Below are 24822 nucleotides of genomic sequence, written 5' to 3'. Positions count from 1 at the left end.
ACTCCGAGGCCCTCGCGGTACTCGACCTTTCCGCGCATCGCGGAGGGGCTCAGTCGGCGATGTGGCCGACGACTTGGGGGATTTCGAACAGGTTGCCGGTGTCTCCGGTGTGCAGGAACGCGACGTTGCTGCCGACGGGGATCCGCCCGCTGCGGGCGTGGTCGAGCAATCCCGCGAGTCCCTTGCCGGTGTAGACGGGGCCGACGAAGACGCCCTCTGCTCGCGCCAGCTCGCGGATGGCCGCTGTGCTTTCGGCAGACGCGACGGCGTAGTCCTCGCCGATGAAACGCTGGTCGATGTCGATCTCGGCGCGGATCGTCGCGTCGTCGGGTACGGGCGCACCCAAGGTGGCCAGTACCGCCTTCGTCCGTTCGACAATCACGCCGGGGTTCATCCGGTCTCCGTCGTTGACTCTCTGGATGGAGATCGACCGGAACTTCACTGGGTGCCTAAGGCTCAGCTTGGCTGCCAGCAGCCCCGGCAGCGCGGTCCCGGTACCGATCGTGTGGTAGACGTAGTCGAGCTCGACCCCTGCGGCATCGGACTGTTCAAGCATCTCCCGGAAGGTCAGGGCGTGCGCGATGAAGCCGTCGGGATGCGCGCCACCGGTTCCGACGACGAGGACCTTGTGTCCCTGCGCTTCAAGCTCGGCCTTGCGCACCGCGATGGCGTCGGTGATCCGCGTGGCCTCGTCCGGAGAATGCCATTCGTTGCCGCTGACGTTGATGACGTGGGTTTCGACCCCCATGGTCTTGTTGAGCAGGTAGTTGCCGCGGAATTCGCCGAGTTCACCGTGCAGGGGCACGTTCCGCGTCAGGACCAGGATCGGCGTGATTCGTGCCCTCAGGCAGGCGGCGGCGAACTGTAGACCTGAGTTGGTCAGGTATACGCCCTGGGTGATCACGTGCGTCACCCCGTCCTCGATGGCTTGCCCCAGGATGAACTCGGCCAGACGCATCTTGCTTCCGCTGATCGCACTGGGGCCTGCGAGGTCCTCGCGTTTCATGAAGAAGTTGATCCCGTACGCCGCCGACAGGTTGGGCAAGGGGTGGAACGGAGTGGGGTAGAACCCGACTCGATGCCGGGGGAGTTTGTCGATGGCGGTGTCGAAGTGCGTGAAGTCCATGCGTCTAGCGTCACCCACGCCTGTGTATTAGCACAAACGATGTTCTCTTCTTGGTCGATAAGTTAGTCTTAACCTCATGTCATGGCTGTTCGATCCGCGGCATCTGATGACCCTTGAGGCCGTCGTGCGGCTCGGTTCGTTCGCCGCCGCCGCCGAGGAGCTGGGCTACACCCAGTCCGCGGTCTCGCAGCAGGTTGCGGAACTGGAGCGACGGGTCGGTGCGCGAGTCGTGGTCCGACGTCCCGTTCGTGCAACCGAGGCCGGGCAGGTCCTTCTCGACACCGAGACCGCGATCAGCGTGTCGATGAGTCGCGCTGCCACCGAGCTCGCAGCGCTCGCGGACGGAACCGTCGGCGAGGTGCGGCTCGGCGCGTTCATCTCGGCGGCAGCCTCGATCGTGCCTCCTGCTCTGGCACGCCTGCGAGCGACCCGTCCGGCAGTTCACATCACACTCCGTGAACTTGAGCAGCGCGAAACGTATGCGCTGCTGTTCCGGGGTGAGATCGACCTGGCCATCACCTTCGACTACGAACACGCTCCCAGGCCTGTGCCCGCCGGGCTCATGCAAGAGCACCTGATGGACGATCCGATCATGGTCGTCGTTCCCGTCGGTCATCCCCTGGCCGGAGCTGAAAGTGTCACCCCAGCCGACCTGCCGTCGGACGCGTGGATCAACACTGCGGTCGACTTCCGCGACTTGGCAGCGTCAGCCGTCGACGGCGTCCGGGGAAGCGGACATCGTTTGGACTTCGATGGTATGGACTTCCGCACCGCACTCAATCTCGTCGCAGCGGACCTCGGCGTCGCCCTGCTGCCGCGGTTGTTGCTGTTGGACGCTCCTCCGAGCGTGGTGGTTCTCCCGATGCGGCAGCCCACGCTCGTCCGTCGTCTCTACACCTGCCGACTCGATACCAGAGGCGTGCCCGCGCCGATCAGGCGGCTCGAGGCGTACCTGCGGGAAGCCGCAACAGAACTCTGACAACGACACACCGAACGCCGGCCACGACGGCGCAGACACTTCGGTGAGTCGGCGGGGTCGGTGATGTCTGGGCCGGTCGACTGCGCGGGTGTCGAAGAACGAGCTTGTTGATCCTCGTGTCCGTCTCGCGATCACGCAGTGGCCGTCCGATGCTCCTCGTGGGGCGGTGACGACCTTCTGTGCCGAGCACGGCATCTCGCGCAAGACGTTCTACGAGATCCGGCGGCGCAGCCTCACCGACGGGCCCGCAGCGGCGTTGGAGCCGAGGTCGCGGCGGCCGAAGTCGAGCCCGTCGAAGCTGGCCGATGAGGTCAAACGGCAGGCGATCGGGGTCCGGGCTGCACTCGAGCAGTCCGGGCTGGACTGCGGCCCGATCAGCGTGCACGACAAGATGCACGCGATCGGCCTGGAGGTGGTGCCGTCGGTCGCGTCGCTGGCCCGGATCTTCCGCGAGGCCGGCGTGGCGCGGCTGGAACCGAGGAAGAAACCCAGAGCGGCGTGGCGCCGGTTCGTCTATCCGGCCCCGAACGCCTGCTGGCAACTCGACGCCACCGAGTACGTGCTCACCCGCGGGCGCAAGTGCGTGATCTTCCAGCTCATCGACGACCACTCCCGCTACGCGGTCGCCTCTCACGTCGCATGGAGCGAGACCGCCGAGGCCGCGATCGTCGTCTTCGACAAGGCCGTGGCCGCCCATGGCGTGCCGCAGCGGCTGCTGTCCGACAACGGGTCCGCGCTGAACCCGTCGCGCCGTCGACTCCTGGGCCAGCTCGTCGTCCACCTGATGGCCCTGGGCGTGGAGCCGATCACCGGCAAGCCCTACAAACCGACCACCCAGGGCAAGAACGAACGCTTCCACCAGACCCTGTTCCGCTACCTCTCGACAAGCAGCCACTGGCCGCCGATCTGGCCCAGCTGCAGGCCCAGGTCGACACCTTCGACCACATCTACAACACCCAGCGCCCCCACCAAGGACTGCCCGGCCGCGTCACACCCCTGACCGCCTGGGAGGCCACCGCGAAGACCGAAGCACCTCGCCCCACCCGTGACCCGATCCGCCGGCCCCGACCCACCCGGGCACCGATGCCCACAGACCTGCCCGACGACACCGTCATCAAAAAGCTGACCAGCAACGGCGTCTTCATGCTGAACAAGGTCCAGTACATCGTCGACGGGCGACGAGGCTTCCAGCAGGTCCTCGTCATCACCGACGGAGACAAGCTCACCGTCACCGACCTGGAAGGCGAGATCCTCATCGAGCACACCAAGCCCGCGCCCGGAGTGACTTACGTCGGCAACGGCCGCCCCCGCGGCCCACGCCTAGACCCCTGAATCGTCACCGATGTCCTGACACATCGAGCGTCACCGATGTCCTGACGCAGAACTGTCACCTATGTCCTGAGACATCACAACCGCCTGACTTGATTGCGGAGAGTATTCGAACATATACTCGATTTATGAGTGAGTGTCCGATCAGTGAGCCGGCAGGCGATGTGCTGCGCCCGTCGCCGCAGCCGGCCGGGCGCTCGCCGTTGTCCCTCGCTGCGGCTCCACCAGCGCCTCGGGGTACACCTGGGGCGGCGGCTGAGGATGTGGAGGCGAGGTGCCAGGAACTGGTTGCGATGTCGCGGCGCCGGGCGCGGGCTTATGACCGCCATGGTGGATTGTCCCGGTTCGACGAGGAAGACGACCACAACCAGGGCTCGTTGCTGTATGAGGCTGTGGTCTTCCAGGACACGTCGCGATTGACCGACGGCGGTTGGCTGGATCGTGTCGAAGCCATCGGCCGGCTCGAGGCGCGGCTTGCCGGGCTGAAGGCTGAGGCGGTCGCGTCCTTCGACGACTCGGTCCGTGGTGTGTCGGCTGATCTCGGACACCGGCATCCTGAGCCCGGTGACCGGGTCGCGGCGGCGGGCGAACGCCGTTGGCACGGTGGGGATCTGCGCTCGGTGTCCGACGAGATCGGGCTGGCGCTGAATCTGCATCGATCAGCGGCGACCAGGCGCATCCACTTGTCGTGGGACCTGGTCCATAACTTTCCCGCCACCCACCACGCGCTCGTCGAGGGCGTCCTGACCGAACGTGCCGCTTTCACGATCGTCGCCGAGTTGTCGGTCCTCGATGACCTCGAAGACGTTCGTACGGCGGAGGCGGCGGTGCTGGACTGGGCCCGCAAGCATCCGCTGCAAGGCATCAACCAGCTCGCCCGGCGCGAGGCTGCCCGGCGTAACCCGGCGTCGACCGAGAAGGCTCATCAGCAGGCTCGCGATGAACGTTCGGTGCGCATGGTGAGCACCGACTTCGGAACCGCCGAGCTGATCCACAACCAGGACGCTGTCGACGCAGCCGCTGTCATGACCAGTCTGTCCCGCGCCGCCGTCCGCCTCCGCCGCGACGGCGACACGCGCACCCTGGATCAGCTCCGCGCCGACATTGCCCTGGCCCGCCTCCTCCCGCGCAACAAGACCTCCGCCGCCAAGCCCACGGATTCTCCGGACGACCACACCCGTTCTTCGGACGACCACACCCGTTCTTCGGGCGATCACACCCGCCCCGCCGATGAGTGTGGTGACGAGGCTGGTGGGCGGGAGCTGGGCGAGACCGCCGCGGGCGCCGATGCGGTGGTTGTCATTCATGCCACCGGCGCCGAACTGCGGGCAATGCTCACCGGACAGGTGGGCACCGGCGGCGAGATCGACGGGCAGGGCCCGATCCCGCAAGGTTCCTTGCGCAAGCACCTCATCAAAGCCATCCGCGACACCCTGCTCCCCGATCTGCCGACCACCCCCACCGGGAAGCGACGGCGCCCGGCGTTCCACCACCACCCGCATCCCGCCGGCGACTCGGTCACCTCGGACGGCCGGGGTCCCGCCGCAGAATCGTCCACCAACCCGGAGCCGCAGCAGGGCATCGACCAGGCCGACTCGCAGTCGGCGGGAGACTTGCTCGGCGGGCTGGGCGGTTCGCGGGTTGAGTTGCAGGTGACTGATGAGCTACCTGCGGGTGATCCCGAGCGGTATGCGCCGTCGGCTGCGGCGGACAGGTATATCCGCTGGCGGGATCGGGTGTGCCAGTTTCCCGGTTGCAACCGGCCGGCCGAATTCGCCGATCTCGATCACCGGGTCGCGTTCGCCGCCGGTGGCAGGACCACCGCCGACAACCTGCACTGCCTGTGTCGACACCACCATCGCCTCAAGCATGAAGGCAACTGGTCCATCCAGCGCAATGCGGACAACACCTACACCTGGATCAGTCCCACCGGCCGCCACTACCGCCAGTACAGACCAGCGGCCCCACCAGGCGCCAACAAACCGGCGGTCAGGCCAGGCGCCAACCTCCACGTGGCCCACGATCCACCCGATGAAGGGCCTGCTGGGGAGCGCCGAGCTGGTGAGGACCCAGATCGCGAGTCGCCGGCCTGATGAAGCGTCCCGTCGAGTGGTCGGGGCGTGTGCGGTCGAGCGCTCAGAGAGCCAGTTTCGCTACGTCGAGGTTCCCGCCGCTGACGACGCTGGCGGTGAGGCCCTGGAGTTGGACCTTGCCTTCGAGCAGGGCTGCGAAGGGGGCCGCCGCGGCTGGTTCGAGGGCCAGCTTGGTGCGGGACATGACGAGCCGGGTGGCCTCGATGATCGCGTCCTCGCTGACGCGGACCACCTCATCGACGTACTGCGTGATGACGGTGTAGTTGTGGGTGCCGCAGACCGGGGCGGCGAGGCCGTCGGCGACGCTCTTGGCGGTCGGGAGCTTCTGCGGTGCGCCGGCTTCGAGGCTGCGGCTGACCACGTCCGCGGTCTCGGGCTCGATGCCGATCACGCGGATGGCCGGCTTCAGGAGCTTGACCGCGAGCGCGACGCCCGAGATCAGCCCGCCGCCACCGACCGGGACGAGTACGGTGTCGATCTCGGGGCGGTCCTCGAGCAGCTCCAGGCCGAGGCTGGCATGCCCGGTGATCACGTCGAGGTCGTCGAACGGGTGCACGCCGGTCAGCTTCCGCTCGTCCCGGATCGACTCGTAGGCGCCCATCAGATCGCCTTCGACGAGTTCCACCTGAGCGCCGTACGCGCGGGCCGCCTCGATCTTCGCGGGTACGGCGGTCTTCGCCATCACGACGGTCGCCGGTACTCCGGCGTCGCGCGCCGCCCAGGCGAGCGCCCCGGCCGCGTTGCCCGCCGAGACGGTGATCACGCCGCGCTCGCGTTCCTCCGGGGTCAGCTTCAGCGTCTTGTTCAGCAGCCCGCGGACCTTGAAGCTCCCGGTCTTCTGGAACAGTTCCGCCTTCAACGTCAGCCGCCCGCCGAAGATCCCCTCGAGCGCGGACGACTCGACCATCGGCGTCCGGTGAATCCGTCCCTGGAGTTGAGCGGCAGCGGTACGAACATCCTCGAGGCTCGGCATACCCCGAACCCTAGTCGCCGGTCGGGACGCACCTGCGCTCGGACGTCGGCCGTCCGCCGGGCGGCCGGATGAGCCGCCGGCTGGGAGAGGATCGGAATCGAACGTGCTGACCCGTGGAAGGACGCCTGCTATGACCGACGCCTTGCCGATGCCCGCCTACGAACCTCGGTTGACCCGTCCGCTGGGTGTCCGGGAAGCTGCCGGCTGGAAGGTGAAACTGATCGGCATCACCGCGGGCGACGAACTACCGGGCGGCAGCGCCCTGGACGCCGCGCTCGACGCCGCCGTGAAGCAGCTGCCGCAACCGGCCACGACCGAGCGGCGCCAGGGGATGGCCTTCCTGATCGTCCACGCCGGCACCGAGGCGCTGTGGGGAATCCTCGGCTGGTGGGAGCTCGACATCCTCTATCTCCGCACCCTCCGCGCCGACCTCGGCACATCAACCTTCACCGTCGTCCCACCCGACGGCCCCACCGCCTGCGCCTGGGAACTCCTGGTCGTCGACGCAGAACGGCAGGCCTGGGTCACCCATGTCCTGTCGAACCCCGAGTCCCCGGACTACGCGGCATACCTCGCTTGACCCCGCCGTACCTGGGCTGAAGTGCGTCAGCTGGCGGCGGACTCGGGATGACCCCGGCGGCGGCCGTAGAGCAGGCGCTGGCCGGCGGCGGTACCGGTGTACTTCTCCCGCTGCGCCCACTCGTGGCACTCGGCGATGACCGGGCAGCTGGTCAGGCAGAGCTCGCGCGCCTTGCGTTGTTCCCAAGCCGTCGCGGTCTCGTCGTAGGCGGGTGCCTGTCCGATGCAGGCTGCCTTGCTCATCCAGCGGTCCGCGGGGTCTGCGATCACTGTCAGGGTCGGCCTCATAACGCTGACGGTATGTGCCCTCACACGCCCATCGTGGCGCGTCTTGCTATATGAGAGTTAGTAGACTCAACTACTGCACTTAAAGCGTCCTGTCCGGTTCTTGCCGACGGGCGCGACGTCTCTGCTGAGAAGGCCAAATCAGCAGGGAGGAGCGGGACCATGAAGGTGACCACTGATCGACTGGTGGCGGGTGGAGTAGCAGCTGGGCCGTTGTTCCTGGTGGTGTGGGCGGTGCAGGCGTTCACCCGGGAAGGGTTCGACCCGGGCAGGCATCCGATCAGCCTGCTCGCGTTGGGCGGCGCGGGATGGGTGCAGGTCGCGAACTTCGTCCTGACCGGAAGCCTGTACGTCGCGGCCGCGGTCGGGCTGAAGCGGGCAGGTCAAGGTACTTGGGGACCGCGGCTCATCGGCGCCTTCGGGGTCGGGCTGATCGTGGCGGGGGTGTTCGTCACCGATCCCGGCGCCGGGTTCCCGGAGGGCGCGCCCGAGGGGCCGGGCGAGCTGAGCTGGCACGGGGTACTGCACGAGGTCGGCTTCGGTATCGCTCAAATCGCCTGGACGGCAGCGGCGATCGTCTTCGCGCGGCGATTCAAGGGCAGGGCGCGCTGGGCAGCAGTCGGCACGATCGCGGCCGCACTACTCGTAGCCGCCTGGCCCGACCTCGACAGCCTGAGCGTCCGCCTGGTGATCGCCTCCGCCATCCAGTTCGCCTTCGTGGCGGTCCTGTGCGGGACCAATCAGCCGAGGCGGGCGGCTACTGCGGCGGCGAGTTTGGTGGTGGCTTCGGGGGAGTGGGGGAGGAAGAGGTAGGGCTCGATGAGTTCGAGCTCCATCAGGAGGAAGCGGCCGTTGGCGAGAATGCCGTCGACGCGGGCGTAGACGGGGGAGCGGCGGGTGTCGGCTGCGGCGAGGGCCGCGGCCGCACCTTCCAGTACTGCGGCCGGCGCCTCCAGCAGCTCGGCAGTACCGCCGAAGTCGTCCTGGACCCGGTAGTCGCCGTCGGCCGGGCGCTTCAGCACCGCGTGGGTGAACTCGCCGTCGATGAAGATCAGCGACCACTCGCCCTCGGACTGGATCTCCGGCTGGAACGGCTGCACCAGGTACACGGTGTCCGGGAGATCGTCCATCGCCCGGCTCAACTCCTCGGAGCCCGCGGTCCCGCGGATCGTGAAGTGGGCGGTCGCGCTGACGGTCGGCTTGATCACGACCTGCTGGCCGTTCAGCCCGTTGAGCACGTCCCGCAGGAGGGGCCCGGCCGCCACCTGGGATGGCACGATGCCGACACCGCGCTCGCGCAGTTCCAGCAGGTACTGCTTGTCGGCGTTCCAGCGGACCAGGTCGGTCTCGTTGAGGACCGGCACCCCGGCCTTGTCGAGCTGCCCGAGCCATTCGGTGAACTCGAGGTACCGGACGTGGTAGTCCCAGACCGAGCGCAGCAGGACGGCGTCGTACGAGGACCAGTCGACCGACGGGTCGGTCCAGACCTCGGCCACCGGGTCGAGGCCGGCGGCGCGCAGGGCGTCGGCCAGCGGCAGGTCGTGCGGGTGCAGTTCCGCGTGGTCAGCGGAGGTTGCCAGTGCGATGCGAAGAGACACGCGAATCAGTGTTGGCACGCCCCGACAGGTTCGTCAAACAGCGTCCCAGGAGCGGACGGTGACGCACGGTGATCGCGATGACAACGATGACAGCGGCGGCAAGGTGGATCAGCCCCTGCCGGACGTCGTGCCCGAAGCTCGCGTAGGCCAGGTAGGCGGCGACCGGTACGGCGAGCCACTCGAACCGCCCGGCCAGTACTGCGAGCGCGATCAGCGGGAGCCCGTACCACGGGTAGGTCGGGGTGGTGACGAGCAGCGCGGCGCCGTACAACCAGCAGCAGGTGACGGCGATCGGCTCTCGTCCGTGCAGGTGGATCGCTAGCAGCGCGAGCCCGACCGCGAGGAGGCCGGCGGCGACTTGCCGGGCCTCAGGAGGCAACACCAGCGCGAGAATCGCCGAGCGGGAGCTTCCGTCGGAGAACCCCTCCTGGGTCAGGTAGCCGGGCAGGAAGCCGACCACCAAGGCGCCTGCGGCAAGCACGTGCGGCAGGTAGGACCCGGCGAAGGTGGCGACGGCGACCAGCGGAATACGGAGATCCCGGCGGCGGATCGCGACGAAGACGGGGAGGAGCAGCAGGGGAAGGAGTTTGACCGAGGCAGCGGCTCCGAGGAGGACGCCGGCCCAGCCCGGTCGGCGGCGCGCGGCGAGGACTGCGGCAGCGACGATCAGGAGTGCCGCGAGTACGTCGACATGGGCTGCGTTGCCAGCCTCCAGAGCCACAATCGGTGACCAACCCCACAACAAGGCCCACCGTGGATCGCGGCCGCGGCGTCGGAGTTCAGCCACGAGTAGGCCCGTCAACGCCACAGCGAGTGCAGCCCCGGCTACCTGGAGTCCGAAAGTTCCCGCCGACCAGGGCGTGAAGAAGGCGACCACGGTGAAGTAGGCCTGGGCCACGGGCGGGTAGATGGTCGGCACGCGCGGCCGGTTGATCAGCGTCCGCGGGTCGTCCGCGCTCAGCGCCGCGACGGCGGCGGGATCATGAGGCGCCTGCGGCGGCCCGACAACTCCCGAGCGATCCTCCGCCGACAGACCTGGGAAGAGCAGCGGATCCCGCAACCGAGCAAGCGCATCATCGAGCGGCACATGCGAGTACGGCGAACTCCCGGACAACTGCACCCGCCCGTCCCACACATACCGATAGGCATCCGTACTTGTGATCGGCGCACTGACCAGCCCCGGCAACTGACACAGCACCGCACACCCAACCACCGCCCACCCAGCCCGAGACCCCGCCGGCCGCCGCACCACCAACCAACCGAGACCCGCCACCACCAGGCAGGCGCCCAGCAAGGTCAGGTTCGGCCACCAACCAGCCGCCTCAGCCACGATGACGCCGCCACAGGCCGCGGCAGCGATCGCCCCGCCAGCCACCGCCGGAAGCCCTCGGCCGAACATCACGCCCGGGCCAGGCGGGCAGGAGTGGCGATGCGGCGGAAGGTCAGGAAGGCCCGGCTGTCGGCTCGCCATTCTTCGGTGGCGACGAGCTCCGTGCCGAGGGCGTGACGGAGTACGGCCCGCGCGCCCACCCTTGCCCAGGGCAACGGTTGGGAGCGGCGGCCACCGTCGCTGTGCAGAACGATCGGGGCGGAGTCGTCCAGGTCCTCGTCGGGGTCTACCTCGACAAGGACCAGGCCGTCCGGACGGACCAGTTCCGCGCACCGTCGGAGCAGGACGTCAGGCGCACCGCCGATGCCGATGTTGCCGTCCATCAGGAGCACGCTGCCCCACCGCCCCTCGCCCGGCAACGGCTCCTGGACCGGCCGACGCAAGGCCGGCGCACCGCGCTTCGTGGTCTGCAGGACCGCCTGCGCGGAGATGTCCACACCCAGCGCTGGGATGCCCCGCTCCGCCAGCGCCGTCACGATCCTCCCCGGCCCACAACCGATGTCGAGCACCGGCCCTTCGCAGCGGCTCAGCGCCAACCGGTCCACCGCATCCGCCGGCGCCCGCCAGCGATCCACCTCCGCCAGGGAGGGCACGACTCGCCCATCGGTGCCCGTGGCAACCACCCGTGCACCTTTCAGCGCCTTCTCGAACAGCAGTCCCGGATGCGCCGAGTACTGCAACCGTCGGTGCAACCGCGACACCCGCAGCGCCGGGAACTGCTGTGCCAGAACCGCCGCATCCGCAGGGGTATCCAGGTCCCGCAGGGTCGGCAGCAGCAACACCCGATAGCCGAGCAACCGCAGCCGAGTCAGCTGATCCACCCCGGTGTGATCCGTCGACATCGGTACGCCGATGACCGCCCGCCGATCCGGCTCATGCAACCCCAGACACCAATACCCGCCGTCCTCGGTCAACCCCAGTACTGCGTCGTGCCCGGACCAGTCCACCCCCAGCAGGTCACTCGTCAGCTGCGGAGTATCCATGCCCACGAGCAACATCGGAGTACCGGAGTAGGCGTCCTCGAAGGCGGCCGCGAGCCTTTCGTCGAGGCCGTCGCCGCGCTGGGGGACGACGTCGAATCCTGGTGGCAGCCAGGACCCGGGCTCACCGTCAAGCGCGAGAACGTACCGGCGTACCGGGGTGGAGCGAACGGCGGCGAGGGTGTCGGTCAGCGAAGCGCGGGCAAGCGCGGCGGCCTCGGCGGGGGCGAACTCGGTCTGCAGCCGCGTCTTGACCCGACCCGGGACAGGCTCCTTGGCGATGACGATGAGAGTCTCGGCAGTCGTCATGCGGAGAGCACCTTCGTCATGTCCTTGACGGCACGGGCAACCCCGAGCGGAGTACCGGTCACCTTTGACCGGCCCGAGCGTGGCAGATAGTCGACATCGACCTCGGCGATCCGCCAGCCGGCGTCGGCGGCCTTCACCACGGTCTCCAACGGATAGCCCGATCGCCGGTCGGCCAACGCCAACTCCAGCAGGCCTTCGCGTCGGGCGGCACGCATCGGCCCGAGATCGTGCAGCCGAACCGCGGTACGCCGACGGATCCGGCGCGAGAGTTCCGCATTGGCCAGGCGCAGGTGCCACGGCCAGGCCCGCCGCGAGATCGGGCGCCGCCGGCCGAGCATCAGGTCGACCTCGCCCGCCAGCACGGGGGCGGTGACTCGCACGAGCTGCAGCGGATCCAGCGACGCGTCCGCATCGAGGAAGGCGACCACCGGCGCCGTCGAGGCTTCCAGCCCGGCATGGCAGGCGGCGCCGTACCCGCGAACCTCGCAAGGAACCACCAGAGCGCCGAGACCGGCAGCGAGCTCGGCGGAGCCGTCGGTCGAACCGTTGTCGACCACAACGGCCCGCACGCCGACAGGCAACCGGCCGAGCACCCACGGCAGGGCCGCGGCCTCGTTGAGGCACGGGAGGACCAGATCGACTTCGGCAGGGGACACCTTTCGACCGTAGGGAGATTCCTGTGCCGAGCGGGACCGAACGCGGATACGGCTCGCTTACGTCCCACCTCGGACCGCAGCGGAAGGCGGTCCGGGGTCACCGGAAGATCTACGCTCGACCCGTGGCTACTCGTGTGCTCGTGGTCGACGACGACCCGACCGTGTCGAACGTCGTCTCGGCGTACCTGACCAAGGCCGGGTACGACGCCCGGGTGGTCGCCGACGGCGTGACGGCGGTCGAGGTGTGGCAGCAGTGGAGGCCCTCGGTCGTGGTGCTGGACGTGATGCTGCCCGGCCTGTCGGGCCTGGAGGTCCTGCGCCGGATGCGCGCGGCCGACGACGGCGCCGCGGTGATCATGCTGTCGGCTCGCGGCGAGGAGGAGGACCGGCTGGTCGGGCTCGAGTTCGGCGCGGACGACTACGTGGTGAAGCCCTTCAGCCCGCGCGAACTCACCTTGCGAGTGCAGGCGATGCTCCGACGCGAGGAGCGGTTGGCCGGGCTCGACCTCACCCCGACCAAGCTCACCGCGGGCCCGATCACCGTCGACACCGGCGCCCGCACGGCCTTCCTGGACGGCGCCGAGTTGTCGCTCACGCATCGCGAGTTCGACCTGCTCGCCTTCCTGGTCGCGCATCCGGGCAAGGCCTACACCAAGGCCGAACTGCTCCGCCGGGTCTGGGGCTGGGACTTCGGGGACTCCTCGACGGTGACCGTGCACGTCCGCCGGTTGCGGGAGAAGATCGAGGTCGATCCCTCCGATCCACGGCTGGTCCTGACCGTGCCGCGGACCGGCTACCGCTTCGCGGGTGAGGCCGGATGAACCGCGACCAGCTCACGATCCTCGGCCTGACCGCTGTCTGGACTCTCGTGGTCGTCGCGATCGGCGTCGCCGTGTTGTGGCGGTTCCGCCGGCGGTCGCTGCGGACCACGATGATCGTGGCGAGCCTGGTGCCGATGCTCGCAGCCCTGGCCGCCGTGACCCAGAGCGTCCGGGCGATGTTCATCTCCGCGCACGACTCGCTCGTCGTGCTGTGGACGCTGGCGTTCTCGGGCCTGCTCGGCCTGGCGATCTCGGTCCTGCTCGGTCAGTGGATCACCACCAGCTCCCGCGACGTCGGACGGCGCCTGCGCCACCTCGGTACGTCGTACGAGCCGGTGGCGGGTGGCACCAACAGCAACGTGCCGGCGGAGCTGGCCGCGATTACCGACGAGCTGGAGATGACGCGGAAGCGGCTGGCCGCGTCCCACGAACGCGAGCGTGCGCTCGAAGCCAGCCGGCGCGAACTGGTCGCCTTCATGTCCCACGACCTCCGTACGCCGCTCGCCGGCCTGCGGGCGGTCTCGGAAGGACTGGAGGACGGCGTGATCGATGACGTCCCCGGGGCGCTGCGGCAGATGCGGACGACGGTCGACCGGATGACCGGGCTCGTCGACGACCTGTTCGAGCTGTCGCGGCTGTCCGCGGCTCCGCCTCCGCGGCGGCGATCGGCCGTCAGCCTGCGGGAGCTCGCCGAGGACGTGGCGGGGGAGACGTGCGAGCACGCCCGGGCCGAAGGTGTCTCGCTGAAGGTGTCGACGCCGCCGGACGACGACCGGCTCGCGGTGCACGGCGACGCGGACGAGCTGACCCGCGCAGTCACCAACCTGGTCGGCAACGCGATCCGTCATACCGAGCGCGGCGGCACGGTGAAGCTGACGGTGGACCGCGACACCGACGGGCGCGTCCGCCTGGCCGTGACCGACGGCTGCGGCGGAATCCCGGACCACGACCTGGAACGCGTCTTCGACATCGGCTGGCGCGGCGACGAGCAACGCACCCCCAGCAGCGCTTCCTCCTCCAACAGCAGCGGCGGCGGCCTCGGCCTCGCGATCGCCCGCGGCGTGGTCGAGTCCCACGAAGGCACCATCGGCGTCACCAACATCGACGGCGGCTGCGCCTTCGAGATCGACCTCCCACCCGTCCCGACCGGTTCCAGTTCCTGAGCTCTAGTTCTTGAGGAGGTCGGCGATTCCGGTGGTGAGGTCGTAGTCGGGTTTCCAGCCGAGGTCTTCGCGGAGACGGTCGGAGGAGGCGGTGATGTGGCGGACGTCGCCCAGCCGGTAGTCGCCGGTGATGACTGGGGCCGGGCCGCCGTAGGCGCGGGAGAGTTCGCCGGCGAGGTCGCCGATGGTGCGGACGGTCCCGCTGCCCACGTTGTACGCCGCGAACTGCGGGTGGTCGGCAACGGCCGCGGTGGAAACCGCCGCGGCGACGTCGCTCACGTGGACGAAGTCGCGCCGCTGTCGCCCGTCCTCGAACACCTTCGGCGCCTCACCGCGTTCCAGCGCCGACCGGAAGATCGCCGCCACTCCCGCGTACGGCGTATTGCGGGGCATACCTGGTCCATAGACGTTGTGGAAGCGCATCGCCGCGACCCGGCCGCCGGTCTCCCTGGCCCAGGCGGCGGCCAGATGTTCGCCGTTCAGCTTGCTGGCGGCGTAGGTGTTGCGCGGATCGGCAGGGGCGTCCTCGGTGACCAGGCCCGGGCGCAGCGGCTCGCCGCAGATCGGGCAGGGTGGCTCGAACTGTCCGGCCTCGAGGTCCTCGATCCGGCGCGGGCCGGGCGCGACCTCACCGTGCCGGTCGCACTCGTAGTGGCCTTCGCCGTAGATCACCATCGAGCTCGCGTAGAGGAGCCGCCGCACCTTCCGTCGGCCCAGGTGGCGGAGCAGGACGGCGGTGCCGAGGCTGTTGCTGCTGACGTAGTCGTCCATGTCGTCGAGGTCGACGCCCAGCCCGACCTTGGCGGCCAGGTGGACGACCGAGTCGACGCCGGCCAACGCCCGATCGACCGCCTCGCCGTCGCGGATGTCGGCGACGATCAGGTTGTCGACGGCCGGCTTCGTCTGATGGACATCAGGCCGTAGGGAGTCGAGAACCCTGACCTCGTGACCGTCCGCGAGCAACTGGGCGTGCACGTGCCGTCCGATGAAACCGGCTCCACCGGTGACCAGGATCTTCACCAGCGGCCCTCTCCGGCAGTGCCGTCCAATGCGTGACGGCAGGTGCAGTCGGTGTCGGGCTTGGGGAGCTGGCCGATCACCTCGGTCAACAGACCTTTCAGACGGTCGATGCTGCGGCCGAAGACTGCGAGCACCTCGGCCTGGGTGACGCCCTCGCCCGCGTCGACCCCGGCGTCGTGATCGGTGACGACGGCAACGGAGGTGAAGCAGAGCGCAAGCTCCCGGGCGATCGAAGCCTCCGGTGCACCTGTCATGCCGACGATCGACCAGCCCTGAGCCGCATGCCACCGGGACTCCGCTCTGGTGGAGAACCGCGGCCCGTTGATCACCACCATGGTTCCCCCGTCGACCACCTGGCCGTCCTGCTCGTCTTGGAAGCTGTTGCCGGCGGCAAGCACGGTCGCGCGGCCGGCGGCGCAGTACGGGTCGGCGGGGGAGACGTGGACGACCGGCGCGCCGTCGTACACGGTGTGCTCGCGGCCCCAGGTACGGTCGACGAACTGGTCGGGGACGACGAATGTGCCAGGGGTCAGCTCGGGTATCAGCGACCCGACCGCGCACGGGCCGAGCACCTGGCGCACGCCGAGGTGACGCAGTGCCCAGAGGTTGGCGCGGTAGTTGACCCGGTGCGGAGGGAGGCGATGGTCCGCGCCGTGACGCGGGATGAAGGCGACCTCGCGTCCGCTCACCTCGCCGACCACGGGTGGTTCGCTCGGCGGGCCGAAGGGGGTCTCCACCTCGACCACGCGGGCGTCGGAGAGGAACGAGTAGAAGCCGGATCCACCGATCACGCCGATATCAGCCATGTCCTCGACCCTAGGAGCGGCCCGGCCGCCGACTACCCGATCTGCCCGGACCGTCAGCGCTCCGTAATCGGTGGTCGAATGGCCCCGTGACGCTTCCGTGGGTGCTGGCCGTCGTGGCCGTGCTGGTGCTCCTGCTCGGGGCCTATTGCAGCTGGACGGCCGGCCGGCTGGACCGCCTCCACCACCGCGTCGCGACCGCCAGGGCGTCCCTCGAGACGGAGCTGTCCCGCCGCTCGGCGCTGGTGGCCGAGCTCGCGAGCAGCGGCGTACTGGACCCCGCGTCGTCTTTGCTGCTGGTGGACGCGGCTCACCGGGCCCGTACGGCGACCCTGGACGAGCGGGAGAAGTGCGAGTCGGCACTGACCCGCGCGATCGGTGCGACCTCGGTCGATGTGGAACCGTGGACGGCGGAGCTAGGTCTCGCGGTACGGCGGGTGCAGTTGGCCCGGCGGTTCCACAACGACATCGTGGTGTCGACGCGGGAGTTGCGGCGGCGGCGTTTGGTGACCTGGTTCCGGCTGGCCGGGCACGCGCCGATGCCGGGGACGATCGAACTGGAGGACGGCAGCTGATGACCGTGACCGATGAGGCGACCTTCACCATCGAGGTCGAGAAGTACCGGCACGAGCTGCGCGTGCACTGCTACCGGATGCTCGGCTCGTACGACGACGCCGAGGACCTGGTGCAGGAGACCTTCCTGCGGGCCTGGCGCCGACGGGAGGACTTCGAGGGCAGGTCCAGCTTCCGGGCCTGGTTGTACCGGATCGCGACCAACGCCTGCATCGACGACGTCCGCCGACCGCAGCGGGTGTTGCCGCACCAGCTGGAGCCCGCGTCGTTCCCCACCGAGGCGATTCCGGCGCGGGACGACGTGCCGTGGCTGCAGCCCTTCCCGGACGTGCTGCTCGACCGCGCCGAGGAACCCGACGCCCAGGTGGTCCGCCGCGAGACGATCGAGCTCGCCTTCCTCATCGCGATCCAGCACCTGCCCGCCCGCCAACGCGCCGTACTGATCTTCCGCGACGTCCTCGGCTGGTCCGCCAAGGAGACCGCCGCGGTGATGGACCTGACCGTTGCCTCGGTCAACAGCGCCCTGCAACGAGCCCGGCCGGTACTGCGGGAGCACCTGCCGCCGCGGCGTACCGAGTGGACCCCGTCGGGTGATCCGACCGCGGCCGAGCAGGAGTTGCTCGCGAAGTACATGGAGGCGTTCGAGCAGGCCGATGCCGCCGGGCTGGCCGCGCTGATGCATGAGGACGTGCGGATCACCATGCCGCCGTACCCGTTCTGGTTCTCCGGCCGGGATGCCGCCGAGGAGATCCTCGGGGCGAACCTGCACCTCGACGGCGCGGCGTACCGAGGGGAGTGGCAGTTCCTGGTCGCGGGCGTCAACCGGCAGCCCGCGCTGGCCGCCTACCTCCGGGTGCCCGGCGACACGATCTACCGCCCGTTCGGCTTCGACGTCTTCCGGATCGAGGACGGCCTGGTCGCCGAGATGGTCGCCTTCGAGATCACAGACTTCCCGCTCTACGGGCTGCCGGATCACTTGGCGTCGGCGTAGCACTCCACGATCGCGGTGGTGAACGGGAACCGGGTCGGGGTGTCGCCGAAGGTGATCCGGCCTGCCAGGTCGCCGGCCGTCTGGATCGCGGCGGCGACCTCGTCAGCCTCCTCTGCCGGGCAGTGCACGATCACCTCGTCGTGCTGGAAGAACACGAGCTCGGCCTTCAGGTTCGTGATCGACTGACGCAGCGCGGCCATCATCAGCAGCGCCCAGTCGGCGGCGCTGCCCTGGACGACGAAGTTCCTGGTGAAGCGGCCTCGGGCCCTGGCGTGCCGCGCGTCGGTCTTCGGCTCCTCGGACGGGCCTTCCAGCATCGCGGCGTCGATCGGCGAGCCCGACGGCGGACAGGTCCGGCCGAGCCAGGTGCGAACCAGCCGGCCTTCCTCGCCGGCTCTCGCCGCATCGTCGACATAAGCGACAGCCTTGGGGAACCGCTTCCGCAGCGCCGCCAGATTCTTCAGCCCGTCACCTGACGTCTGCCCGTAGACAGCACCCAGTACTGCGAGCTTGGCCATCGCGCGATCGCCGGAGAACGCCTTGTCCGAAACCGCCTTATAGAGGTCTCCCGCGTCACCCGCGACCTCCATTAGCCCGGGATCCCGCGAGATCGCCGCGAGTACCCGCGGCTCCAGTTGGGAGGCGTCGGCGACCACCAGGCGCCAGCCCGGATCGGCGACCACCGCGCGGCGGATCACCTTCGGGATCTGCAGACCGCCGCCACCGTTCGTCACCCAGCGCCCGGAGACCGTGCCACCAGGGATGAAGCCGGGGCGGAAGCGGCCGTCGTGGACCCAGTCGTTCAGCCACGTCCAGCCGTTCGCCGTGTAGATCCGGTAGAGCGTCTTGTACTCGAGCAGGGGCGCAACGGCGGGGTGGTCGACGTGCTCGAGCTCCCATTTCCTGGTCGAGCTGACCTGATGTCCCGCCTGCTTGAAGGCCTTGAGGACATCGGCCGGCAGGTCCGGCCGCACGCGTCGGCCGAACGCCTCGGACACCTGATCGGCCAACTCGGTCAGCCGTCGAGGCTCCCCGCTGCCCGCGAACCGCTCGCCGAGCAACTCGGTCAGCAGCGCTCGATGCGTCTCCGCACTCCAGGGCAGCCCCGCGCGGTCCATCTCCGCGGCCACCAGCATCCCGGAGGATTCCGATGCCGTGAGCAACCGCATGCGGTCCGGGTACTCCGCTTCCTGGTGCCTTCGCAGTTGGTCGGCATAGACCCGGAGCAGCGCCTCGAAGGAGATCGGCTCGTCCTGGATCTCGAACAGCGACGACTGCTCGCCCGGGTTCGTCGCGCGCAGAGGTGGATCGGCTGGCACCGGCTTGTTCGTCAGCCGGGCCCAAGCCGCCGCGGCCGACCGTGGCTCGCCGAGCCGCCCCTCATGCCCGAGGAGCAGCACCTCGGCGCACTCGATGTCGTAACACCGCTCTACCCGTACGCCGGACGCGAGCAGGCGCGGGTAGATCTCCGGGGTCCACCGCCACACCCAGCGGGTGACGTGCGGGCGGGATCCCACCGCGGCCGCGAGATCGGGCTCGCGCAGGATCTCGCCGGCCGGCTGACCGTCCGGATGCAGGGCGACGAGCAGCGCCCCACCACCCTCCGCCGGCGCGATCGCCCACCGCTCGTCCATAACTGAATCCTCACACTCGCCGCCGACATTCCCGCCCCCACGTCATTGCTATCTCGTCGATCACTGGGGGTGTACGCCCACGCCACCCATGCCGTCCGCTCCCACCCACCACCGCTCACGCGCCACCCACGCCGTCCGCCACCCACCACCGCTCACGCGCGACCCACGCCGTCCGCCACCCACCACCGCTCGGATCAGCAGGCTTCGCCCTTCGGGCGGGTAGCGGCCGGCTCCCGCGCCCTGGATGGGCTTCGCCCCTCGGGTGGGGGTCTGCTCACTGTTCTGCCAGTGGGGGGACCCCTCGTGGAGTGGGGGCACCCTTGTGGGAAGGGGGGAGTACCCGGTGGGGACCTGAGCGCAAGGGGGCGCACTCGGCGGGGGAGCACCCGGTCGGGCCACCGCTCGGGTCAGCAGGCTTCGCCCTTCGGGCGGGTAGCGGCCGGCTCCCGCGCCCTGGATGGGCTCCGCCCCTCGGGCGGGGCTCTGCTCACTGTTCTGCCAGTGGGGGGACCCCTCGTGGAGTGGGGGCACCCCATGGGAAGCGGGAGTACCCGGTGGGGACCTGAGCGCAAGGGGGCGCACCCGGCGGGGGAGCACCCGGTCGGGCGGTTGGGCGCGAGCGGAGCATCCGGTAGGGGGACCCCTCGCGCGATGGGCGAGCATCCGGTGGGGGTGTGGCGCGTGAAGAGGAGCGCCTGGTCGGGGCGTGAGGCCAATGGTGGGAGACTGGACTTATGTGGCGGGGGAGCGACCTGGATCCGGCGGATGGCACCAAGACCGAGCAGGTCGAGGCGCTGGTGCTGCGGCGGATCGAGCGCGGGGACCTCTCGATCGGTTCGAGACTGCCGTCCGAACGGGTCCTCTCCGAGCGACTCGGCCTCAGCCGCGTCACCGTAGTACGGGCCTTGGATCAGCTGCGGGCGGACGGCGTGCTCGAGACCAAGCGAGGGTCCGGGACTCATGTGCGGCCGCTCGACCGGCTGCTGGACCCTGTGGCGCCAGCTTCCACCGTCACTGCGGGAGATCAGCCCGTCCTGGACCTGCGATTCGCTACTACTGCGGCTCCGCACGATGTAGCCGAGGTCGCCGCGCAGATCGTGGCCGAGGGCCTGCCCCACGCGATGGGCGGCGACGGCCCGCCCTCCGGCGGCTCCCTGGAACTCCGTACTGCGCTCGCGGAGCGCCTCACGCTCGAGGGCGTTCCGACAGAACCGGGCCAGCTGACTCTCACGGTGGGGGCTGCCGCCGGGCTCAATGCGGCGCTAGCCGGGCTGGACCTAGGACCAGGTGTGGCGATCACCGAGTCCCCGACGTACCCGGCGGCCTTTGACCTGCTGCGGAAGCACCGGCTGGACGTAGTGGGCTGGCCTGCGGGCGTCTGGGACACGGACCAGCTCGCACACCTCTGCCGACGCCACAAGCCCAAGGTGATCTACCTACAGGCGGACAACCACAACCCGACCGGGTTGAGCCTGCCCGCGGACCGGCGTACGGCTGTGGTGGAGATCGCGCGGCGGTATGACGCCGCACTGATCAGCGACGAGACCATGCGGCCGCTTTGGCTCGCTGGCGGAGAGCAGGCGGATCCGCTGAGCCGCTACCCGCGGACGGTGAGCGTGGGATCGCTGAGCAAGACCGTGTGGGGTGGACTGCGCGTCGGCTGGGTTCGGACCGGACGGCAGCTCCGCAGACGGATCAACACCGCGGCACAGCTCAGTGTCACCTCGCCGAGCGCACTGGACGACTTGCTGGCCCAAGCGATTCTGGGCCGGCTCGACCGGGTGATCTCCCGGCGGAAGACCCGGCTGCGGGCGAACCTGGCCGCGCTGGAGACCGGGCTGAGGACCTTGGACGGCGTGGCCTGGCCCACCCCGACCGGTGGCATGACGTTGTGGCTGGAGCTGACCGCAGTACGAGCTCGGCGGGTGCTGGAGGCGGCCCGGGAGCAGGGGCTGCTGCTGGGGGCCGGCGACCTGTTCACGCCGGACGGCACGGACAGGCGGCACATCAGGATCCCGTTCACCGCGCCACCGGCGACGCTGCGGCTGGTCGTCGCCCGCCTCGAGGTAGCCCTGGAACGGGCCGGTTGACCATCAGTCCAGTGGATTCGAGGTGGACTGAGGGTTGCGCTGGAAAGCGTCCTACGCTGGAGGCGTGTCAAGCCGCGACCAGGAGGATGTAGTGACCGAGACCCAGAACAGCCCGCAGACCGGTACCGCGAAGGTCAAGCGGGGCATGGCCGAGATGCTCAAGGGCGGCGTGATCATGGACGTCGTCACCGCCGAGCAGGCCAAGATCGCCGAGGACGCCGGAGCCGTCGCGGTGATGGCGCTGGAGCGGGTCCCGGCCGACATCCGCGCCCAGGGCGGCGTCTCCCGGATGAGCGACCCGGACATGATCGACAGCATCATCAGCGCCGTCTCGATCCCGGTGATGGCCAAGGCCCGGATCGGCCACTTCGTCGAGGCGCAGGTGCTGCAGAGCCTCGGCGTCGACTACATCGACGAGTCCGAGGTGCTGACCCCGGCCGACTACGCGAACCACATCGACAAGTGGAACTTCACCGTCCCCTTCGTCTGTGGCGCGACCAACCTGGGCGAGGCGCTGCGCCGGATCACCGAGGGTGCGGCGATGATCCGCTCCAAGGGCGAGGCAGGCACCGGTGACGTGTCCAACGCGACCACCCACATGCGCCAGATCCGCCAGGAGCTCCGCAAGCTGCAGAACCTGCCCGAGGACGAGCTGTACGTCGCGGCCAAGGAGCTGCAGGCGCCGTACGAGCTGGTCAAGGAGGTCGCCGCGGCCGGCAAGCTCCCGGTGGTGCTGTTCACCGCCGGCGGGATCGCCACCCCGGCCGACGCCGCGATGATGATGCAGCTCGGCGCCGAGGGCGTTTTCGTCGGCTCCGGCATCTTCAAGTCCGGCAACCCGGCCCAGCGCGCCGAGGCGATCGTCAAGGCGACCACCTTCTTCGACGACCCGGACGTGCTGGCCAAGGTGTCCCGCGGTCTCGGCGAGGCCATGGTCGGCATCAACGTCGACGAGATCCCGCAGCCGCACCGGCTCGCCGAGCGCGGCTGGTGACGACTCCTGTCAGCGACCGGACGGCCAGGGAGCTGCGGGGACTCGCCCGCGTCCTGGTCCGTTCCGGGTACGCCGACCGTGGTGCGGTCAGCGCCACGCTGACCGAGGCCGTCCAGGAGGACGCCCCCTCGGCCAACCCCGCAGTACTCGTGCCGGAGCTCATCTCCGGCGCCGAGGCGGAGCTGGCCGACGAAGCGGCCACCTGGCCGGCCGAGACCGACCCGGATCGGCTGGACGCAGTACTGGCCGAGCTGGAGTCGCTCGGGCTCGTGGTGGTGCGCTACTGCGCCGACCACCACGCGGCCCGCCAGGCGCTCGAGGCAACCGCTGCTCCGAAGGGCTTGGTGTTCTTCACCGACACCGACGTCTGGCACGCCGTCGACTTCGGCATGCTCGAGCTGAAGGTGTGGCATTCCGACACGGCCAACGTGGCGCCGGGGGAGCCGTTGCTGGCGGATGTGCTCACCCTGCTGCGCGAGCGTGGTCTGCCGGCCGTCTTCGACGAAGGCCGGATCGAAATCACCGTGAACTGGCAACGGAGGGTTCAGCTTTGACCGTCATCGGCGTCTTCGCCCTGCAAGGCAACGTTCGCGAGCACCTGGCGATGCTGGCCAAGGTCGGCGTCGAGGGCCGGCCGGTACGCCGCCCGTCGGAACTGGCCGACGTCGACGGCCTGGTGCTGCCGGGCGGCGAGTCCACCACGATGGACAAGCTGGCCCGGTCCTTCGAGCTGTTCGAGCCGCTGCAGAAGCGGATCGCGGACGGCATGCCGGTGTTCGGCACCTGCGCCGGGATGATCATGCTGGCGAACGAGATCACCGGCGGGATCGAGGGCCAGGAGACACTCGGCGGGCTCGACGTGACCGTCCGCCGCAACGCCTTCGGCCGCCAGGTGGACTCCTTCGAGGCGGACCTGACCTTCGCCGCGTTCGACACGCCGTACCACGCGGTGTTCATCCGGGCACCCTGGGTGGAACGGGTCGGCCGGGAGGTCGAGGTGCTGTCGACCGTGAGCTCTGGCCCGGCCGAAGGTAGGATCGTCGCGGTTCGCCACGATCGGTTGCTGGCCACGTCGTTCCATCCGGAGCTGACCGGGGACGCCAGGCTGCACGGATACTTCGCCGATCTGGTGCGCGACCACTAAGTCAGTTCGGCGGTAGAAGGGTTGGGTTCGCGATGTCAGGCCACTCCAAATGGGCCACCACCAAGCACAAGAAAGCGGTCATCGACTCGAGGCGCGCCAAGCTCTTCGCGAAGCTGATCAAGAACATCGAGGTGGCCGCCCGCACCGGCGGCGGCGATCTCGCGGGCAACCCGACCCTGTACGACGCGGTCCAGAAGGCGAAGAAGTCCTCGGTCCCGAACGACAACATCGACCGCGCTGTCAAGCGCGGCTCCGGTGCCGAGGCGGGTGGCGCGGACTGGCAGTCGATCACGTACGAGGGCTACGGGCCGAACGGCGTCGCGATGCTGATCGAGTGCCTGACCGACAACCGGAACCGAGCCGCGGCCGACGTACGGACCGCGATGACCCGCAACGGCGGCTCGCTCGCGGACCCGAACAGCGTCGCGTACCTGTTCAACCGCAAGGGCGTCATCGTGGTCGGCAAGGAGCAGGACGGCAAGACCTTCTCCGAGGACGACGTGATGGAGGCCGTGCTCGAGGCCGGCGCCGACGAGGTGAACGACCTCGGCGACTCCTTCGAGGTGATCAGCGAGGCCAGTGACCTGGTCAAGGTCCGGACCGCGCTGCAGGACGCCGGGATCGACTACGAGTCGGCCGACGCGTCGTTCGTGCCGTCGATGACGGTCGAGCTGGACGCCGAGGGGGCCGGCAAGATCTTCCGGCTGATCGACGCACTCGAGGACAGCGACGACGTCCAGAACGTCTACGCCAACTTCGACGTCTCCGACGAGGTCATGGAACAGGTCGGCTGACAACCGCTGTTACCTGCAGGTAACATCTTCCGCATGGCGACTCAGGTGCTCGCGATGTGGGAGAAGTTCCGGGGTGTGCCCGGCGGTCAGCGGGCGTTCTCGCTCGCCTTCACCTGGAAGGCGCCGTACTTCCGGTCGATCCGGCCGCGGTTCGTCCAGGTGAGCCCGAACTACACGTGCCTGGTGCTGCCGAAGCGGCGCGCGGTGCAGAACCACATCGGCACCGTGCACGCGATCGCCGTCTGCAACGGCCTCGAGGCTGCCATGGGCGCCTTGGCCGAGGCGACCGTGCCCAAGGGCAAGCGCTGGCTCCCCAAGGGCATGGAGGTCGCCTACCTGGCGAAGTCCACGTCCGACCTCACCTGCTCGGCCGAGACCGACCCGGACGCCTGGGCCGCGGGCCCCGACGTACCGGTTCGCGTCAAGGCGACCCGCGACGACGGCACGGTAGTTGTCGAAGGCACCATCAACCTCTGGGTGACCGACAAGAAGTAGCCG

25 protein-coding genes and 1 pseudogene are annotated in these 24822 nt (G+C 69.3%); 16 read left to right on the top strand and 10 right to left on the bottom strand.

The window, feature by feature from the left end:
* Positions 1-49: 49 nt before the first annotated feature.
* Positions 50-1126 (bottom strand): 1-aminocyclopropane-1-carboxylate deaminase/D-cysteine desulfhydrase, encoded by a 1077-nt coding sequence (locus tag ACFPJ1_RS13290; RefSeq protein WP_380103898.1) that lies wholly within the window; start codon positions 1124-1126, stop codon positions 50-52.
* Between the two features lie 76 nt (positions 1127-1202).
* Between ACFPJ1_RS13290 and ACFPJ1_RS13285 the strand changes: the two genes are divergently transcribed.
* From ACFPJ1_RS13285 to ACFPJ1_RS13270, 4 genes and pseudogenes are all read left to right on the top strand, one after another.
* The gene (locus ACFPJ1_RS13285; protein ID WP_380103897.1) at positions 1203-2105 is read left to right on the top strand and encodes a LysR family transcriptional regulator; all 903 of its coding nucleotides are present in this window, start codon (positions 1203-1205) and stop codon (positions 2103-2105) included.
* A gap of 88 nt (positions 2106-2193) precedes the next feature.
* A pseudogene (locus ACFPJ1_RS13280) lies at positions 2194-3134 on the top strand (integrase core domain-containing protein); the annotation flags it as partial.
* A 54-nt stretch (positions 3135-3188) separates the two neighbouring features.
* Positions 3189-3437 (top strand): hypothetical protein, encoded by a 249-nt coding sequence (locus tag ACFPJ1_RS13275; protein WP_380104026.1) that lies wholly within the window; start codon positions 3189-3191, stop codon positions 3435-3437.
* Positions 3438-3526: 89 nt separating this feature from the next.
* A complete protein-coding gene (locus tag ACFPJ1_RS13270) occupies positions 3527-5527 on the top strand; it encodes an HNH endonuclease signature motif containing protein (protein ID WP_380103896.1) in 2001 nt (666 codons plus the stop codon).
* 43 nt (positions 5528-5570) lie between these two features.
* Here ACFPJ1_RS13270 and ACFPJ1_RS13265 read toward each other — a convergent pair whose 3' ends face one another.
* On the bottom strand, positions 5571-6500 hold the full coding sequence (locus ACFPJ1_RS13265; protein WP_380103895.1) for a threonine ammonia-lyase: 930 nt from the start codon (positions 6498-6500) through the stop codon (positions 5571-5573).
* Positions 6501-6630: 130 nt separating this feature from the next.
* Between ACFPJ1_RS13265 and ACFPJ1_RS13260 the strand changes: the two genes are divergently transcribed.
* On the top strand, positions 6631-7080 hold the full coding sequence (locus tag ACFPJ1_RS13260; RefSeq protein WP_380103894.1) for a hypothetical protein: 450 nt from the start codon (positions 6631-6633) through the stop codon (positions 7078-7080).
* A gap of 26 nt (positions 7081-7106) precedes the next feature.
* Here the strand turns inward: ACFPJ1_RS13260 and ACFPJ1_RS13255 are convergent, their stop codons facing one another.
* Entirely contained in the window at positions 7107-7367 is a 261-nt protein-coding gene (locus ACFPJ1_RS13255) for a WhiB family transcriptional regulator (protein WP_380103893.1), read from the bottom strand.
* A gap of 159 nt (positions 7368-7526) precedes the next feature.
* On the opposite strand from ACFPJ1_RS13255, the gene ACFPJ1_RS13250 reads away from it, so the two are divergent.
* Positions 7527-8177 carry a DUF998 domain-containing protein gene (locus tag ACFPJ1_RS13250; RefSeq protein ID WP_380103892.1) on the top strand — a complete coding sequence of 217 codons (651 nt, stop codon included), beginning with the start codon at positions 7527-7529 and terminating at the stop codon, positions 8175-8177.
* On the opposite strand, the gene ACFPJ1_RS13245 is transcribed toward ACFPJ1_RS13250, so the two are convergent.
* The 4 genes from ACFPJ1_RS13245 to ACFPJ1_RS13230 are packed head-to-tail and all read right to left on the bottom strand — an operon-like array spanning position 8105 to position 12297.
* Positions 8105-8962, bottom strand: a complete 858-nt coding sequence (locus tag ACFPJ1_RS13245) for an ATP-grasp domain-containing protein (protein ID WP_380103891.1) — start codon at positions 8960-8962, stop codon at positions 8105-8107. The genes ACFPJ1_RS13250 and ACFPJ1_RS13245 overlap by 73 nt on opposite strands.
* Positions 8928-10337 carry a glycosyltransferase 87 family protein gene (locus ACFPJ1_RS13240; protein ID WP_380103890.1) on the bottom strand — a complete coding sequence of 470 codons (1410 nt, stop codon included), beginning with the start codon at positions 10335-10337 and terminating at the stop codon, positions 8928-8930. Before ACFPJ1_RS13240 ends, ACFPJ1_RS13245 begins: the two co-directional genes overlap by 35 nt.
* A 23-nt stretch (positions 10338-10360) precedes the next feature.
* Positions 10361-11641, bottom strand: coding sequence for a DUF2064 domain-containing protein (locus tag ACFPJ1_RS13235; RefSeq protein ID WP_380103889.1), 1281 nt, complete (start codon positions 11639-11641; stop codon positions 10361-10363).
* Positions 11638-12297, bottom strand: coding sequence for a glycosyltransferase family 2 protein (locus ACFPJ1_RS13230; protein ID WP_380103888.1), 660 nt, complete (start codon positions 12295-12297; stop codon positions 11638-11640). The genes ACFPJ1_RS13235 and ACFPJ1_RS13230 overlap by 4 nt, the downstream gene beginning before the upstream one ends.
* Before the next feature lie 122 nt (positions 12298-12419).
* On the opposite strand from ACFPJ1_RS13230, the gene ACFPJ1_RS13225 reads away from it, so the two are divergent.
* Both ACFPJ1_RS13225 and ACFPJ1_RS13220 read left to right on the top strand, forming a co-directional pair.
* Positions 12420-13118, top strand: coding sequence for a response regulator transcription factor (locus ACFPJ1_RS13225; protein WP_380103887.1), 699 nt, complete (start codon positions 12420-12422; stop codon positions 13116-13118).
* Positions 13115-14281: a sensor histidine kinase gene (locus tag ACFPJ1_RS13220; protein WP_380103886.1), complete on the top strand. Its 1167-nt coding sequence runs from the start codon at positions 13115-13117 to the stop codon at positions 14279-14281. Before ACFPJ1_RS13225 ends, ACFPJ1_RS13220 begins: the two co-directional genes overlap by 4 nt.
* A gap of 3 nt (positions 14282-14284) precedes the next feature.
* On the opposite strand, the gene ACFPJ1_RS13215 is transcribed toward ACFPJ1_RS13220, so the two are convergent.
* Positions 14285-15301 (bottom strand): NAD-dependent epimerase/dehydratase family protein, encoded by a 1017-nt coding sequence (locus tag ACFPJ1_RS13215; protein ID WP_380103885.1) that lies wholly within the window; start codon positions 15299-15301, stop codon positions 14285-14287.
* A complete protein-coding gene (locus ACFPJ1_RS13210; RefSeq protein WP_380103884.1) occupies positions 15298-16107 on the bottom strand; it encodes an S-methyl-5'-thioadenosine phosphorylase in 810 nt (269 codons plus the stop codon). Before ACFPJ1_RS13210 ends, ACFPJ1_RS13215 begins: the two co-directional genes overlap by 4 nt.
* 86 nt (positions 16108-16193) lie before the next feature.
* Here ACFPJ1_RS13210 and ACFPJ1_RS13205 point away from each other — a divergent pair, with 86 nt between their 5' ends.
* Positions 16194-16679 (top strand): hypothetical protein, encoded by a 486-nt coding sequence (locus tag ACFPJ1_RS13205; protein ID WP_380103883.1) that lies wholly within the window; start codon positions 16194-16196, stop codon positions 16677-16679.
* Complete coding sequence (locus ACFPJ1_RS13200) at positions 16679-17668, top strand: sigma-70 family RNA polymerase sigma factor (protein ID WP_380103882.1); 990 nt, start codon at positions 16679-16681, stop codon at positions 17666-17668. Before ACFPJ1_RS13205 ends, ACFPJ1_RS13200 begins: the two co-directional genes overlap by 1 nt.
* Here the strand turns inward: ACFPJ1_RS13200 and ACFPJ1_RS13195 are convergent.
* Positions 17650-19302, bottom strand: coding sequence for a bifunctional 3'-5' exonuclease/DNA polymerase (locus tag ACFPJ1_RS13195; RefSeq protein WP_380103881.1), 1653 nt, complete (start codon positions 19300-19302; stop codon positions 17650-17652). The two genes, ACFPJ1_RS13200 and ACFPJ1_RS13195, sit on opposite strands and share 19 nt — an antisense overlap.
* 734 nt (positions 19303-20036) lie before the next feature.
* Between ACFPJ1_RS13195 and ACFPJ1_RS13190 the strand changes: the two genes are divergently transcribed.
* From ACFPJ1_RS13190 to ACFPJ1_RS13165, 6 genes are all read left to right on the top strand, one after another.
* Positions 20037-21392 carry an aminotransferase-like domain-containing protein gene (locus ACFPJ1_RS13190; RefSeq protein ID WP_380103880.1) on the top strand — a complete coding sequence of 452 codons (1356 nt, stop codon included), beginning with the start codon at positions 20037-20039 and terminating at the stop codon, positions 21390-21392.
* 91 nt (positions 21393-21483) lie between these two features.
* Positions 21484-22386: a pyridoxal 5'-phosphate synthase lyase subunit PdxS gene (gene pdxS / locus ACFPJ1_RS13185; protein ID WP_132296102.1), complete on the top strand. Its 903-nt coding sequence runs from the start codon at positions 21484-21486 to the stop codon at positions 22384-22386.
* Positions 22383-22940, top strand: a complete 558-nt coding sequence (locus tag ACFPJ1_RS13180; protein WP_380103879.1) for a DUF6891 domain-containing protein — start codon at positions 22383-22385, stop codon at positions 22938-22940. Before pdxS ends, ACFPJ1_RS13180 begins: the two co-directional genes overlap by 4 nt.
* Entirely contained in the window at positions 22937-23530 is a 594-nt protein-coding gene (gene pdxT, locus ACFPJ1_RS13175) for a pyridoxal 5'-phosphate synthase glutaminase subunit PdxT (RefSeq protein WP_380103878.1), read from the top strand. Before ACFPJ1_RS13180 ends, pdxT begins: the two co-directional genes overlap by 4 nt.
* Positions 23531-23562: 32 nt before the next feature.
* On the top strand, positions 23563-24324 hold the full coding sequence (locus tag ACFPJ1_RS13170; protein ID WP_380103877.1) for a YebC/PmpR family DNA-binding transcriptional regulator: 762 nt from the start codon (positions 23563-23565) through the stop codon (positions 24322-24324).
* Positions 24325-24357: 33 nt separating this feature from the next.
* The gene (locus tag ACFPJ1_RS13165; RefSeq protein WP_380103876.1) at positions 24358-24819 is read left to right on the top strand and encodes a hotdog fold domain-containing protein; all 462 of its coding nucleotides are present in this window, start codon (positions 24358-24360) and stop codon (positions 24817-24819) included.
* Positions 24820-24822: the final 3 nt, after the last annotated feature.

Origin of the sequence: Kribbella qitaiheensis, assembly GCF_042657745.1 — a bacterium.
Lineage (GTDB): Bacteria > Actinomycetota > Actinomycetes > Propionibacteriales > Kribbellaceae > Kribbella > Kribbella qitaiheensis.
This window is presented reverse-complemented; position numbering and strand designations above follow the sequence as displayed.